Source organism: Bradyrhizobium neotropicale, from assembly GCF_001641695.1.
GTDB lineage: Bacteria > Pseudomonadota > Alphaproteobacteria > Rhizobiales > Xanthobacteraceae > Bradyrhizobium > Bradyrhizobium neotropicale.
Map to the genome: position 1 here is coordinate 94,308 of NZ_LSEF01000080.1, position 15,196 is coordinate 109,503.

Consider the following 15,196-nt stretch of genomic DNA (forward strand, 5'->3'; position numbering starts at 1 on the left):
CCGCGCAGGCGGCCGCCGCGCAGCCCGAGAAACCCGCGCGCGGCGCCAAGGCAGCGACCGCCGGCCGCGCCAAGGACAACAGCAAGGACGGCACCTCGACGATCACCTCGAAGATCCGCTCGCTGCTGGTCGGCGCCAGCGTGGTCGTGATCGTGCTTGGCACCTTCAAGATGGCGATGAACCTGCTGGATGGCAGCGGTAGCGCGCCGGCGCCGCAGGCGATGGAGAATACGTCGAGCCAGCCGGCGCCGCAGCTCCCGCCGCCGCCTGCCGAGAGCAAACCCAGCGCGCCCGAGCAGATCACGCCGTCCATGACCTCGCCGACGCCGATCGGCCGGCAGTCACAGAACAATGCCGCCCCCGCGCCCGCAGCGAACTCGGGCAGCACGGCATCGGTCGAAATTCCGCCCGCGCCGGCTGCTCCGCCGCCCCCACCCGCGGCGAGCAACGACATCACCGGCGCGCTTCCAATGGCGAGCCGCGCGCGGCTCGGCCAGATCCAGGTGCCGCCGAGCGAAAAGCTGCCTGACGGCATCGGCGGTCCCGCGCTGCGCACGGCCGCGATGAAGGGCGATGCGACCGCGGCTTACGAGATCGGCCTGCGCTTCGCCGAAGGCAAGGGCGTCGCGACGAATTACGACGAAGCCGCCAAATGGTACGACCGCGCGGCGCAGGCCGGAGTGGTGCCCGCGACCTTCCGCCTCGGCACGCTCTACGAGAAGGGCCTCGGCGTGAAGAAGGACGCCGACATCGCCCGCCGCTACTACACGCAGGCCGCCGAGCGCGGCAATGCCAAGGCGATGCACAATCTCGCGGTGCTCGACGCCGACGGCGGCGGACGCGGCGCCAATTACAAGAGCGCTGCGCAATGGTTCCGCAAAGCGGCCGATCGCGGCGTCGCCGACAGCCAGTACAACCTCGGCATCCTCTACGCCCGCGGCATCGGAGTCGAACAGAACCTCGCCGAATCCTTCAAATGGTTCAGCTTAGCTGCGGCCCAGGGCGATGCCGACGCGGCAGGCAAGCGCGACGACGTCGCCAAGCGCCTCGACCCGCAGTCACTCGCCGCCGCCAAGCTCGCGATCCAGACCTTCAGCGCCGAACCGCAGCCCGACGACGCCGTCAACGTCCTGGCGCCTCCCGGCGGCTGGGACAGCGCGCCGCAGGCGAACGCCAAGCCCGCGCCGAAGCCCGTCGCCGCCAGGCGCACGGCCTCGGCCGCGCACTAAAGCGAAATAGCTAGATCAAACCAACCGGGCCGCAGGCTCGGTGCACCTCTCCCGCTTGCGGGAGAGGTCGGCGATCCCCGGGCGATGCGAAGCATCGTCCCGTGAGCGCCGGGTGAGGGCTTTGTCCTCTTGGGGAGTCTCACTGCGGAGGCACCCTCTCCCCAACCCTCCCCCGCAAGCGGGGAGGGAGCACACCTGCGTGGTCGTAACGATCACGCCCGGTTTCATGACGCTCTCGTCCCGCCCCTTCACCGCGCCCAAAATTCCTGATCCGCCCCGCATCAAATTCGGCTATTGAGGGACGCGGCAATCGTTCCGCTCTCCCGCGAGCATTCCGCGAAATCGATCCGTCTCGCCGGAGCTTCGGTCCGATGCAACTCTACCTCCCGATCGCCGATCTCCCCGTCAACGTCTTCCTGGTGCTGGCGATGGGCGCCGCGGTCGGGTTCGTCTCCGGCATGTTCGGGATCGGCGGCGGCTTCCTGATGACGCCGCTTCTGATCTTCATCGGCATCACGCCGGCGGTCGCGGTCGCCTCCGTCGCGAGCCACATTGCCGCCTCGTCGTTCTCCGGCGCGATCACCTATTGGCGCAGACGCGCGATCGATCCCGCGCTTGCGGCCGTGCTGTTATCCGGCGGCGTCACCGGCACCGCGCTCGGCGTGTGGACGTTCACGCAGTTGCGCGCGCTCGGCCAGCTCGACCTGATGATCGCGCTGTCCTACGTCATCCTGCTCACCACCGTCGGCAGCCTGATGTTCTCGGAAGGCCTGCGCGCCCTGATGCGGACGCGGCGCGGCACCGTACCGCCGCGGCGGACCCACAACTGGATCCACGGCCTGCCGCTGAAGATGCGGTTCAAGCGCTCGAAGATCTATCTCTCGGTGATCCCGGTGGTAATCGTCGGCATCGTGATCGGCTTCATCGGCGCCGTCATGGGCATCGGCGGCGGCTTCATCCTGGTGCCGATCATGATCTATCTCTTGCGGGTGCCGACCTCGACGGTGATCGGGACGTCGATGATCCTCACCCTCGTCACCATGCTGTTCGCGACCATGCTGCATGCGGTGACCAATCACCTCGTCGACGCCGTGCTGGCGCTGATCCTGATGGTCGGCGGCGTCACCGGCGCGCAGTTCGGGGCGCGCGCCGGCCAGCGTATTCGCGGCGAGCAACTGCGCCTGCTGCTCGGCATTCTGATCCTCTCGGTCGGCATCCGCTTCGCCGTCGAGCTCGTGATCCGGCCCGAGGATCTCTTCACCATCCGCGAGCTGGGGGTGACAGGATGATGCGCGCGCTGATCGCCGCCCTCCTCGTCCTGCTGCTCGGCACGTCCGCGCGGGCCGAGCGGCTGATCGTGTCGGTCTCCAACCACCGCGTCACGGTGACGCCGAACTATTCCGGCGAGGAGCTGGTGCTGTTCGGCTCCGTCGAGCGCGACGCCTCGACGCCGGCCGACCGCACCGCCTACGACCTCGTGGTCACCGTGATCGGCCCGCGCGCCGACATGGTGACGCGGCGCAAGGAGCGCACCTTCGGCATCTGGATCAACACCGACTACCGGCAGTTCCTGCAGGTGCCGAGCTATCTCGCGCTGTTCGCCAACCGTCCGTTCGACCAGATCACGTCAGCGGAGATCGCGCGGCGGCAGCAGATCGGGCTCAACAACGTGCTGCTGATGCAGCGCGTCGGCGGCGACTATGCCGACGTGGTGCCGAACGATGTATTCCGATCGGCCTTCATCCGGCTGCGCACGCAGCGCGGCCTCTATCGCGAGGACGCGAGCGCGGTGACGTTCCTGACGCCGACGCTGTTCCGCACCGGCATTCCCCTGCCCGCGGAGGTGCCGATCGGCACCTATGAGGTCGAGATCAAGCTGTTCGCCAATGGCGCGTTCATCGGCAAGACCGAGACCGCGTTCGAGATCGTCAAGGTCGGCTTTGAGCAGTTCGTGGCGACGAGCGCGCGGCAGAACGGATTGATCTACGGCCTCGCCACGGCGGCGATGGCGCTGATGACGGGATGGATGGCGTCGATCGTGTTCCGGAAGGATTGAGGGGGACTGTCATTCCGGGGCGCGCGACTTGTCCGCCGAAGCTCGAAGAGCGAAGGCGGAAGCGCGAGCCCGGAATCCATCGATCAGCGGAGTTGGTGGTGCAATGGATTCCGGGCTCGACGCTTCGCGTCGCCCCGGAATGACAGCTTGCATCACGGCGCCTCGATCACCGTCGGCAGACCCGGCTCCAGCAATCGCAGCCGCGGGCCGAAGCCGAGCGCATCAAAGGTCTTGCGCAGGTCCTCGCCGTTCTGGCGGAAATGCGCCCAGCCTTCGGTGTGCAGCGGCACGATCATCGCCTGGGGAAAGGCGCGCGCGGTCTCGACGGTGTCGTTGGTGTCCATGGTGAGATGGAACGGTCCGCGCGTTTGCGCCGCGCCGGCGAAGGGCAGCACGACGCCGCATTTGAAGCGGCGCGCGACCTCGGCGACGCCGTCGAACCAGGTGGTGTCGCCGCTGATATAGACCGGGCGGGTCTCCTTCCGGCTCGACGACACCACAAAACCGATGACATCGCCCGACAGCGGCTCGATGCCGGCCGGACCGTGGCGCGCGGGCGTGGCCGTAATCGTCAGCGTGTTGCCGTAGCCGTCCCTCACGCGAGCAGTCTCCCAGGGCGCGAGGCCCTCGACATGGCCGCCGAGGCGTTTGGCGCCGGCCTCGGTCGTCAGCACGCGCTTCACCTTGAAGAGAAACTCGCGGCCGGAATTGTCGAGATTGTCCGAATGCTGGTCGTGGCTAAGCAGGACCGCATCGACCGGGCCGATCGCATCGGCCTTCAGCGCGGGCCCGATCGTTTTCTCCAGCTTCACATGGGGCAGCTGGTAGGCACCGGGTGCATCGAAGGTCGGATCGGTCAGCAGGCGAAAGCCGTCGATCTCGATCAGCGCGGTCGGGCCTCCGATCAGGGTGATGGAAACGGGCATGCTGAACTCTCCTTAAGAAGACTTCGCTGCGGGGCGCGTCACCAGGTAAATGCCGAGCGCGACCGGAATGATCCCAAAGAGGTCACGCGCCTCGACATGCTCGCCGAGCACCAGGAAGGCGAACAGCATGCCGAGCGGCGGCATCAGGAAATGATACGCGCTCGCAGCGGTGGCGCCGCACACTTTCAGGAGATGGAACCAGAGCAGATAGGCCAGGATCGAGCCGCCGAGCACGAGGAAGGCGAAGGCACCGACCAGGCCCGGCGTATAGTCGATCGCATGGATGTCCGCGAAGGTCAGCGCCACCGGCGTCAGCACGATGCCGGCGGCGAGATTCTGGATACCGTTGCCGATCCACAAGCTTCCCTTCGGCGCGAGCAGCTTGAACAGGATGGTACCGGCGACGATGGAGGCGAGCGAAGCCAGCGTGAACACGATACCGTGCAAGCTGTCGGTGCCGACCGACAGGCGGTGCCAGACGATCAGTGTCACGCCGATGACGCCGAGCAAGAGGCCGCCCGCCTTGCGCCAGGTCATGCCTTCGCCGAGGAACAGCGCCGCAAGCGCGGCCGTGAATACCGGGTTGGCCGACACGATCAGCCCGCCGAGGCCGGCGGAGACCGATTGCAGGCCGGTGTAGCCGAGGCCGAGATAGAGCGCGTTGTTGGCGATGCCGAGCACGGCGAAGATCGCGGCATCGCGCCAGGACAGCGCCCAGCCGTCGCCGCGGACCAGCGTTGTGCCGAGGATCAGGATGCCGGCGAGCGAGAAGCGCGCCGCGAGCAGGATCAGGGGCGGGCAATGGGTGACGCCGATCTTGCCGGCGACGAAGGCGTAGCTCCAGAGCAGGCAGAACAGGCCGATGGTGAGCGGCAGCAGGTTGAAGCGGCTGCGGGGAACCGAGATCGAGGGGGCGAGCGACATGAACATTCTCCTGAGCCCCGATCTAGGGACCCCGCTTGCCATTTGGAAATTAAATGATTAACTGCCGATCAGTGGATTTTCGAATGGAGATGCCCATGCTCGATCTGGAGCTCCTGCGCAGCTTCGTCTCGGTGGTCGAGGCCGGCGGCTTCACCCGCGCCAGCGAGCGCGTCCACCGCACGCAATCGACCGTGAGCCAGCAGATCAAGCGGCTGGAGGAGGATGTCGGCCAGGTGCTGCTGCACCGGGACGGCAAGGACGTGCGCCCGACCGAAGCCGGCGAGCGCCTGCTCTCCTATGCGAGGCGGCTGCTCTCGCTGGCCGAGGAGGCGCGCGACGTGCTGCGCCAGCCCGATGGCGAGGGTGCAATCCGCCTCGGCATTCCCGAGGATTTTGCCGCGTATCGACTGGCAAAGCTGCTGGGCGCGTTCTCGCGTTCGCATCCGGGCCTGCGCCTCGATGTGCGCGCCGATCAGAGCAAGAACCTCAGCCGCGACCTCGAGCGCGGCGAGCTTGATCTGGCGCTCTACAAGCGCGAGGCCGGCGAGAAAGGCGCGATCGCGGTGTGGCCGGAGCAGGTACATTGGGTCACCAGCAAGAGCCATCCGATCAATGCCGATGTCACCTCGGTGCCGCTGATCGGCTTTCCGCTCGGCTGCCTCTACCGTGCCGGCGCCATCCACGCGCTCGAAAGCGCCGGGCGGCCCTGGCACATGGCCTACACCTCATCGAGCCTCGCCGGCATCCAGGCCGCTGTCGCCGCCGGCATGGGCCTGAGCATCTTGTCGGAGATGGCGATCCAGACCGATCACCGCGTGCTGACGACGAAGGACGGCTTTGCGCCGATCAACCGGACGGAAGTGGCACTGATGGCTTCGCCGGATGCAAGCCCCGCGACGCTGCGGCTCGCGGACAGGCTCGCGGAGTTTTGCGATGACGTCCAGGCGAAGGCGGCGTGATCTTATTGGACGCGTAATCTCAATAACACCGCGACGCGGCGATCGCGTGCACGCGACGGTCGCCGAGCAGGTGCGCGACAAAACCGTTCTTCGGGAAGATCTTTGCGAATGCGGCGTCGCGGATGCTGAGGCCGCCGGCATAGGCCCCGAAGGCGGGCATCACGGCGCGCATTCCGTCACAGGCGAAGCAGCGCCGCTCCATCGAGCGGCCGCGCGCCGAGACGCGCGCCTTGGGATGCAGATGGCCGGCGATCTCGCCGGTTGTGCCGGTCGGCTCGTGGCGGAAGGTGATCGGCCCGATCGCGACTTCGTCGGCGATGGTGCCGCCGAGATCGCGCGGCAACGCAGGATCGTGATTGCCGGAGATCCAGATCCAGTCGCGCCCCTCCTGGAGTGCGGCCACGCTGTCGCGATCTTCGGCCGAGAGACGCTCATGCGCGCTGCGATCGTGAAAACTGTCGCCGAGCGCGATGACGACGCGGGGATCATGGCGAGCGACGACTGCGGCGAGACGACCGAGCGTCGCGACGGTGTCGTAAGGCGGCAGCAGCACGCCGCGCGCGGCGAAGCTGGAGCCTTTTTCCAGATGCAGGTCGGAGACGACGAGCAGATGCTGCTCTTCCCAAAAGAGAGCGCCGGAGAGATCGGCGTGAAATGATGCGCCCGCGATATCCAAACTGCGCGTTGACGTGATTTGCAGCGCCGCTTGCTCCGTCATGGCCGGGCTTGTCCCGGCCATCCACGTTCTCGCCGCGGCAAGCAAGGCGTGGATGCCCGGGTCTTCCAATTGAAGACGCGCTCCGCGCTTTTGCCCGGGCATGACGACATGGAGAGAATTGCGCCCCGAAAAGTCATTGTTGCAGCAGTCTACGACATCGCCTCTTTGACGAGCTCATCGGCGGCTTCGGCCAAGAGTTCGTCTGCAGCTTCGCCATAAACTGACTCGCGGCCGATTTCCAGCATCACGGGGACGGCGAGCGGGGAGACGTGATCGAGTTCCCGGTGGGTGATGCGGCCCTGGATGCGCGCGAGCATGGCGCCGAGACGGCGCAGGTCGAGCAGGCCGGTGGCGGCATCGGCGCGCGCAGCACGCAGCAGGACATGGTCGGCCTGGTGCTTGCGCAGGACGTCGTAGACGAGATCGGTCGAGAACAGCACCTGGCGGCGGCTCTTGTCCTCGTCGGTGAAGCGGCGCGCGATCAGGCCGGAGATCAGCGCGCAATTGCGGAACATGCGCTTCATCAGCGCGGATTCCGCGAGCCACGCCTCCAGGTCGTCGCCGAGCATGTCGGGGGCAAACAGCGCATCGAGATCGAGCTGGCCGTTGCGGATCATGAAGGAGGCATCGCCGAGCCCCCAGATCGCCACCGCATATTCATTGGCGACGAAGCCGAGCGGCCGGGCCCGGGCGCGCTCGAGCCGGCGCGTGAGCAGCATGCCGAGGGTCTGGTGCGCGAGCCGGCCTTCGAACGGGTAGCAGATGAGATAATGCCTGCTGCCGCGCGGAAACGTCTCGACCAGAAGCTCGCGCACGCCGGGCACGCGCGAGACATCCTTTTGCAGCGACAGCCAGTCGCGCACCTGCTCGGGCAGACCATTCCACGCGCGCTTGTCGTCGAGCAGGCGGCGCACGCGTTCGGCGAGATAGGTCGAGAGCGGAAACTTGCCGCCCATGTAGGACGGCACTTTTGGATCCCTGTCGTTGGCGCGCGAGACATAGACCTGGTCCTCGGCCAGCGCCTCGTAGCGAACGACCTCGCCGCCGAACACAAAAGTGTCGCCGGGACTCAGGCCCTCGATGAAATACTCCTCGATCTCGCCGAGCACGCGGCCTCCGCGGGCGATCGCACCGGTCGAACCGCTGCCGGTGGAGCGCGAGCGCACCAGCCGCACCTTGAGCATCGGCTCTTCGACGATGGTGCCGACATTGAGGCGATAGCTCTGCCGCACCTTTGGATTGGCGACGCGCCAGCGGCCCTGCTTGTCCCGCTTGATGCGGGCGAAGCGCTCATAGGTTTTCAGCGCGTAGCCGCCCGTTGCGACGAAATCGACGACGTCGTCGAAATCCTGTCGCGCAAGATCTGCGTAGGGCGCGGCGGTTCGCACTTCGCCATAGAGCTCGTTGCTGAGAAACGGCTCGCCGCAGGCGCAGCCGAGCACGTGCTGCGCCAGCACGTCGAGCGCGCCGGTGCGAAGCGGCGGCGTGTCCTGCGCATTCTCCGCGATGGCGTCGATCGCGACGCTGCATTCCAGGACCTCGAAGCGGTTCGCGGGTACCAGCACCGCGCGTGAGGCCTCGTCCAGGCGGTGATTGGCGCGGCCGATACGCTGCATCAGGCGTGAGGATCCCTTTGGCGCGCCGATATTGACGACGAGATCGACGTCGCCCCAGTCGACGCCGAGGTCGAGCGAGGAGGTGCAGACCACGCCTCGCAGTTTTCCGGCCGCCATCGCGTCCTCGACCTTGCGGCGCTGCGCGACGTCGAGCGAGCCGTGATGCAGCGCGATCGCAAGGCCGTCGTCGTTCATGCGCCAGAGGTCCTGGAACAGCATCTCGGCCTGGCTGCGGGTGTTGACGAAGACGAGCGTGGTCTTGTTCTGCTTGATCAGCTCATAGACTTCGGGAAGCGCATGGCGCGCGCCGTGGCCGGCCCAGGGCAGCCGTTCGCGGGTATCCAGCATCTCGACCAGCGGCGGGGCCGCGCCGCCCGCGATGACGATATCAGCGGCTGCTTCCTTGCCTTCGGGCTGCGGCACCAGGAAGCGCGCGAGCTGATCGGGCTCGGCCACGGTCGCCGACAATCCGATCGCGCGTATCCCGGGTGCCAGCCGCCACAGCCGTGCGAGGCCCAGCGAGAGCAGATCGCCGCGCTTGGACGTCACCAGCGCATGCAGCTCGTCGAGCACGATGCGCTTCAGCGAAGAGAACAGGAACGGCGCATCGTCGGAGGAGAGCAAGAGCGCGAGCTGCTCCGGCGTCGTCAGCAAAATGTCCGGCGGATAACGCCGTTGCCGCTGGCGCCGCGACACCGGCGTGTCGCCGGTGCGGGTCTCGACCTTGACCGGCAGCCCCATCTCGGCAATCGGCCGCTCCAGGTTGCGCGCGATGTCGACGGCGAGCGCCTTGAGCGGCGAGATGTAGAGGGTGTGCAGACCGCCGGCGCGCTGCACGCCGCGGCCGGTGGAGATGACCTTGCCGCTCTCACCTGCCCGCGCCTCAAGGGAGGAAGACGACAGCTCCACCAGCGTCGGCAGAAATCCCGCAAGCGTCTTGCCGGCGCCGGTGGGCGCGATCAGGAGCGCGGAGCGGTCCTCGCGCGCCTTCTCCAGCAGCGCCAATTGATGTTCGCGCGGCGACCAGCCGCGGCCCGCGAACCACGCCTGGAAGCGGTCGGGCAGCAACGCGGCCGGCTCGGCCGATATTTTGAGGATACGGGGCGGCACGGCGTAAGAGGTAAGCCGTGGGGGCGGGTTCGTCGAGGGGTGGGCTTCACCGCGCCTGCCGCGTGACGCTCCCGTCGGGTGGGCAAAGCGAAGCGTGCCCACCATTCGCGCCAGGATGACCGGAGAGGTGGTGGGCACGGCGCAAGAGCGCCTTTGCCCACCCTGCGGCACTGCTATCGAACCCGCGGAAGAGCCCCTCACCCCGACCTCTCCCCGTAAGAACGGGGAGAGGGAGAATTGGCAGCGTCGCAAGCGGCTTCTACTCCGACATCGGCTTATCGGAGATGTCCCAATCCGTGCCGCTGAAGGTGGAGATGAAGAGCGTCTTCATCGGCGTGTAGTCCTCGGGCGTGTAGCTGTAGGTGACGCCGTCGAGGAAGTAGGGCGAGTGGAAGCCGGCGAGCGTGGAGGCCTGCTTCAGCACGTTGGCCCGGGTGAGATCGTCGCCGCAACGGCGCAAAATCTCGCCCATGGTGACGGCCTGGCCGTAGCCGGCGAAGGCGATGGTGTTGTCGGGATCGATGCTGGGCAAATATTTCTTGCGCAGCTCCTCGAACGCCATCACGTCCGGATCCTTCTCCCACTTCGGCAGGCCGACCTCCTTGTTGTAGCGGATGGCGACGATGCCGGTGGCGTTCTCGAGGCCCGCAGCGTTGAGGATCGAGCGGCCGGTCGAGCCGGCCGACAGGAGTTGCAGCGGCTTCCAGCCGAGCTCGGCGACCTTGCGGATCGACTGCGACGTCGCCTTGCCGGTGGTGATGTTGTAGAAAACGTCCGCGCCCGACTTCGAGAGATTGATGAGCTGGGAGTCGACGGTCGGATCGCTCAGATCGTAAGTCTGCTCCATGATCACCTGCGCGGTGCCGCCGGCATCCGCCAGCACCTTCTTGAACGGGCCGAGGAAGTCGCGGCCGAAATCATCGTTCTGGTAGAGGATGCCGATCTTCGCATTCGGCTTCACGCTGACGACGTGCCGCGCCAGGATGCGCGCCTCGGTCGGATACAGCGGCAGGCCCGCCATCGTCCACTTGAACTCTTTCGGATTATTCCACTTGGACGCGCCGGTGTTGAGCAGGAGCTGCGGCACGCCCTTGGAGTTCAGGTATTTGTGCACGGCGGTCTGCGGCGCGGTACCGAGCGAACCATAGAGCGCGAGGACCTCCTCCTGCTCGACCAGGCGCCGCGTCGCCTCGACGCATTTCGGCGCGCTGTAGGCGTCGTCGAGGGTAAGAAACTTGATCTTGCGCCCGTTGATGCCGCCCTTCTCGTTCAGCATCTGGAAATAGGCTTCGCCGATGCGCCCCAGCACGCCATAGAGCGAGCCGGGACCGGAATGCGGCACGGTCTGCCCGATCTTGATCTCGGTGTCGCTCGCGCCCGCATCATATTTCTTCTCCGCGGCCCAGACGTAAGGCGCGGGCAGAGTGGATGCTGCGATGGTGGCGAACGCAGCGGCGCTGAAATCGCGCCGCGATGGATTCCTTGTCATTGTTGTTTTCTCCCTAATGCGCGCATTGTGCTGGCATCGCCGCACGCGTCGCAAGTGGGAAGTCGCAGCTTTGCGACGCAATGACGCTCAAATCGCTGCGTGCGCAGCGCCTAGACTCAAGTTTTCTCGGCAACGACGACGAGACCGCGCACCGGCTCGTTGTTCTCGTTGCGCGGGGACGCCGGCTCCAATGTAAGGAGCTTGAGTCCGGCCTTGGCGATCGCGCCGCGCACATATTCCGCGGAATGGGCATAGCGCAGGCCATCGCCGAGCATGACGCCGCTGCCGTCATGCGTCTCCAGCGTGAAGGCGAGCGTGCCGCCGGGCGCGAGCACGCGCCTGGCTTCACTCAGCACCGGCGCAAGGTCGGAGAGGTACACGAACGCATCCGCCGCCACGACCAGGTTCGCACTCGCGTCGGCCTTGTCGCGCAGGCCTTCGATCATGTCGGCGACTTCGAGCTCGGCATAGAGCCCGGTGGCCTGCGCCTCCTTGATCATGCCGGGCGAAAGATCGATGCCGATGAAATGATCGACCTGCTTCACGAAAGCGCTGGCAGCCAGCCCCGTGCCGCAGCCGAGATCGATGGCGCGCTTGAAGAAGGCCGGCTTCTTCGCGGCGACGCGCGCGGCCAGCACCGCCTTGAAGATCAGGCTAGGCGCGCGATAGCCGAGATCGTTGATCAGCGCGTGCTCGAAGCGCGGCGCGTATTGATCGAACAGCGCCTGCACATAGGCCTTTGGCATTTCGGACAGTTGCGTGTCGCCGAGCCGCATCAGATGCAGGCCGGCGCCGTGCTGGTCCTCGGGATCGGATCGGCGCGCTTCCCGGAAGGCCGCGATGGCCTTGTCGCGCTCGCCGAGTTGCTGACGAATCTCACCGAGCGTGAACCAGGCCGAGGTGAAGTTCGGCGCGAGCTCGATCGCCTGCTCGAGGAGATCGGCGGCGGCAGGCAGGTCGCCCTTGAGCTGGAGGTCGCGCGCAAACTCGAAGCGGCGGTCGGCCATCAGATCGCCGGAGGACAAAAACAGACGCAGGGGCATTGGGGAACCAACACTCGTCTTGCCGGCTCGCCCGGCAATCCATCAAAAAAGCACTGTTTAGGGCGATGGATGCGCGGGTCAAGCCCACGCATGACGGGTGAACATTGGGGCACCGGCGCCCTATATGAACGGCATGCGTCCGCAAGACATCCTGCTGCCAGCTGCTGCCGGCCTGTGCTGCAAGCCGGGCGGCTTCCATATCGATCCTGTCCGCCCGGTCGAACGGGCCGTGATCACCCACGGCCATTCCGACCATGCCCGCGCCGGTCATGGCGCGGTGCTGGCGACACAGGAAACGCTGGACATGATGCGGCTGCGCTACGGCGAGAATTTTGCCGGCTCGACGCAAGCGATCCGCTATGGCGAGGAGATCCGGCTCGGCGATGTCGGCGTCAAGTTTCACCCGGCCGGCCATGTGCTGGGCTCGGCGCAGATCGCGGTGACCTGCAAAAACACGTGCATCGTTGCCTCCGGCGATTACAAAGACGCGCCGGACCCGACCTGCACCCCGTTCGAGCTCGTGCCCGGCGACGTCTTCATCACGGAGGCGACGTTCGGGCTGCCGGTGTTCCGGCACGGCGATGCGGCCGATGAGGTGAAGAAGCTGCTGGCCTCGGTCGCGGTGTTTCCGGAGCGCGCACATCTCGTCGGCGCCTATTCGCTCGGCAAGGCGCAGCGCGTGATCGCGCTGCTGCGCGCGGCCGGCTACGACGCGCCGATCTATCTGCATGGCGCGATGGAGGCGATCACGCATTACTACCAGAGCCGCGGGATCGAGCTTGGCGAGCTGCGAGCCGTGAAGGGTGTGAAGAAGGCGGCGCTCGCCGGCACCATCACGCTGGCGCCGCCTTCAGCGACGTCCGATCTCTGGACCCGGCGCTTTCCCGATCCCGTCACCGCGTTCGCCTCGGGGTGGATGCGGGTGCGCGCCCGGGCGCGACAGCGCGGTGTCGAACTGCCGCTGGTGATCTCCGATCATGCCGATTGGGACGGCCTCACCGCGACGATCGCCGCGACCGGCGCCGGCGAGATCTGGGTCACCCATGGCCAGGAAGATGCGCTGGTGCATTGGTGCAAGAGCAAAGGCCTGCAGGCGCGGCCGCTCGATCTCGTCGGCTATGGCGACGAGGAAGAGACCGAGACGCCGCTTCAGGACGAGGCCGAAGCATGAACCGCTTCGCCGAGCTGCTGGATCGCCTTGCCTACGAGCCCGGCCGCAACAACAAGCTGCGGCTGATCACGAGCTATTTCCGCGCGGTCGGCGATCCCGATCGCGGCTATGCGCTGGCCGCGCTGACCGGCGCGCTCAGCTTCAAGCATGCCAAGCCCGGGCTGATCCGCGACCTGATCGCGGCGCGCACCGATCCGGTGCTGTTCGGTTTGTCTTATGATTATGTCGGCGATCTCTCGGAGACGGTGGCGCTGATGTGGCCGAAGTCCGAACTCGCCGCCCACAACAATCCACCACCGCCAACGCTGACCGAAGTCGTCACCACCCTCCGCACGCTCGGCAAGACCGAGCTGCCGGCACAGCTTGCGCGCTGGCTCGACGAGCTCGACGAGACCGGCCGCTGGGCACTGCTGAAGCTCGTCACCGGCGCACTTCGCATCGGCATCTCCGCGCGTCTGGCAAAAACCGCGGCCGCAGCGCTCGGCGACAAGGACCCGCATGAGGTCGAGCTGATCTGGCCGGGCCTCGTCCCGCCCTATCTCGACCTGTTTGCCTGGCTGGAAGGGCGCGCGGAAAAGCCGGTGAATCGCGATCCCGCGCCGTTCCGCCCCGTGATGCTGGCGCATGCGATCGAAGAGACGGATTTTGCGGCGCTCGATCCCGCCGACTACATCGCCGAATGGAAATGGGACGGCATCCGCGTGCAGGGGGTCGCGGGCCGCGACGATCGCGGGCACATCGCGGCACGGCTCTATTCGCGCACCGGCGAGGACATCACGGGGAGCTTTCCGGACCTCGTGCCGTCGCTGCGCCTGCCAGGCGCGATCGACGGCGAGCTTCTGATCCTGCGCGACGGCCGCGTGCAAAGCTTCAACGTTCTGCAGCAGCGCCTGAACCGCAAGGTCGTCTCGCCAAAGCTGATCAAGGAGTTTCCGATCCATTTGCGCGCCTACGACCTGATCGGCGACGACGAGAACGATCTGCGCGAGCTGCCCTTCGCCGAGCGCCGCGAGCGGCTGGAAGTATTCATCAGGAAGCTCGACGACCCCCGCATCGACCTGTCGCCGACCGTTCCCTTCGCAAGCTGGGACGCGCTCACCGCTGCGCGCGCCGATCCCGCGAGCGCGGGAGCCGGCGAGGATGCGGACGCCGTTGAAGGCGTGATGCTGAAGCGGCGCGATGCGCCCTACCTGCCAGGACGGCCGAAGGGACAATGGTGGAAGTGGAAGCGCGACCCACACATCATCGACGCCGTGCTGATGTATGCGCAGCGCGGCCACGGCAAGCGCTCGTCCTATTATTCCGATTACACATTCGGCGTCTGGACCGAGGGCGACAGCGGCGACGAACTGGTGCCGGTCGGCAAGGCCTATTTCGGCTTCACGGACGAGGAGCTGTTGCAGATCGATCGCTTCGTTCGCCGCAACACCACGGAAAAATTCGGTCCCGTGCGCCATATCGTGCACGAGCCCGACAAGGGGCTGGTGCTCGAGGTCGCCTTCGAGGGGCTGCAGCGCTCGCCGCGCCACAAGTCCGGTGTCGCCATGCGCTTTCCTCGCATCAGCCGCCTGCGCTGGGACAAGCCGCCGCGCGAGGCGGACCGGCTGGGGACGCTTGAAAAGATGCTGAAAACGGAGGCCGCGGAAGTCGACGCCTGAAAATGGTCCCGCCGCCGGCCAGCGCAACGCCAGCCAGCCTATGCGCAGAGAACCGTTAATTGGCCCCGGCGGCGGTCCCATGGCGGTCTTAAAGAACTTGGCTCGTCAAACCGTTCGAGCCGCGACGCAGACCTGTGCGACACCCGCGTGGCGTCGCACGGCCCCTCTTAAGAGCCTGGGCGGGGCGGGAGCAATCAACAGCCGTTCACACACACAGGAACGCGCGCATTTACCTTACCGGCTGTTGCTTTCCGGCGACTCGCGCCGGCCCCTGGCCCCGGTCGCTTTTGCCGAGAG

General features: G+C 66.7%; 12 protein-coding genes. 6 read left to right on the forward strand and 6 right to left on the reverse strand.

Annotated features, from left to right (window positions below; translation table 11 throughout):
* From AXW67_RS44315 to AXW67_RS25650, 3 genes are all read left to right on the forward strand, one after another.
* A partial coding sequence (locus AXW67_RS44315; protein WP_245315720.1) for a tetratricopeptide repeat protein occupies positions 1-1,229 on the forward strand: 1,229 nt, incomplete at its 5' end.
* A 371-nt stretch (positions 1,230-1,600) separates the two neighbouring features.
* On the forward strand, positions 1,601-2,518 hold the full coding sequence (locus AXW67_RS25645) for a sulfite exporter TauE/SafE family protein (RefSeq protein WP_027549709.1): 918 nt from the start codon (positions 1,601-1,603) through the stop codon (positions 2,516-2,518).
* Entirely contained in the window at positions 2,515-3,285 is a 771-nt protein-coding gene (locus AXW67_RS25650) for a TIGR02186 family protein (RefSeq protein WP_027549710.1), read from the forward strand. Before AXW67_RS25645 ends, AXW67_RS25650 begins: the two co-directional genes overlap by 4 nt.
* A gap of 152 nt (positions 3,286-3,437) precedes the next feature.
* On the opposite strand, the gene AXW67_RS25655 is transcribed toward AXW67_RS25650, so the two are convergent.
* On the reverse strand, positions 3,438-4,211 hold the full coding sequence (locus AXW67_RS25655; RefSeq protein ID WP_063680109.1) for an MBL fold metallo-hydrolase: 774 nt from the start codon (positions 4,209-4,211) through the stop codon (positions 3,438-3,440).
* Positions 4,212-4,223: 12 nt separating this feature from the next.
* Positions 4,224-5,135, reverse strand: a complete 912-nt coding sequence (locus AXW67_RS25660) for a DMT family transporter (RefSeq protein ID WP_063680199.1) — start codon at positions 5,133-5,135, stop codon at positions 4,224-4,226.
* 95 nt (positions 5,136-5,230) lie between these two features.
* Between AXW67_RS25660 and AXW67_RS25665 the strand changes: the two genes are divergently transcribed.
* Positions 5,231-6,094 (forward strand): LysR family transcriptional regulator, encoded by an 864-nt coding sequence (locus tag AXW67_RS25665; protein WP_063680201.1) that lies wholly within the window; start codon positions 5,231-5,233, stop codon positions 6,092-6,094.
* 19 nt (positions 6,095-6,113) lie between these two features.
* On the opposite strand, the gene pdeM is transcribed toward AXW67_RS25665, so the two are convergent.
* From pdeM to AXW67_RS25685, 4 genes are all read right to left on the reverse strand, one after another.
* Positions 6,114-6,812, reverse strand: coding sequence for a ligase-associated DNA damage response endonuclease PdeM (gene pdeM / locus AXW67_RS25670; protein WP_051310470.1), 699 nt, complete (start codon positions 6,810-6,812; stop codon positions 6,114-6,116).
* Positions 6,813-6,961: 149 nt separating this feature from the next.
* Complete coding sequence (locus tag AXW67_RS25675) at positions 6,962-9,538, reverse strand: ligase-associated DNA damage response DEXH box helicase (protein ID WP_063680110.1); 2,577 nt, start codon at positions 9,536-9,538, stop codon at positions 6,962-6,964.
* 259 nt (positions 9,539-9,797) lie between these two features.
* Entirely contained in the window at positions 9,798-11,027 is a 1,230-nt protein-coding gene (locus AXW67_RS25680) for an ABC transporter substrate-binding protein (protein WP_027549716.1), read from the reverse strand.
* A gap of 116 nt (positions 11,028-11,143) precedes the next feature.
* Complete coding sequence (locus AXW67_RS25685) at positions 11,144-12,070, reverse strand: class I SAM-dependent DNA methyltransferase (protein ID WP_063680111.1); 927 nt, start codon at positions 12,068-12,070, stop codon at positions 11,144-11,146.
* A gap of 133 nt (positions 12,071-12,203) precedes the next feature.
* Here AXW67_RS25685 and AXW67_RS25690 point away from each other — a divergent pair, with 133 nt between their 5' ends.
* Together AXW67_RS25690 and AXW67_RS25695 are read left to right on the forward strand one after the other, a co-directional pair.
* Entirely contained in the window at positions 12,204-13,241 is a 1,038-nt protein-coding gene (locus AXW67_RS25690; RefSeq protein WP_063680203.1) for a ligase-associated DNA damage response exonuclease, read from the forward strand.
* Positions 13,238-14,899, forward strand: a complete 1,662-nt coding sequence (locus AXW67_RS25695) for a cisplatin damage response ATP-dependent DNA ligase (RefSeq protein ID WP_063680112.1) — start codon at positions 13,238-13,240, stop codon at positions 14,897-14,899. The genes AXW67_RS25690 and AXW67_RS25695 overlap by 4 nt, the downstream gene beginning before the upstream one ends.
* Positions 14,900-15,196: the final 297 nt, after the last annotated feature.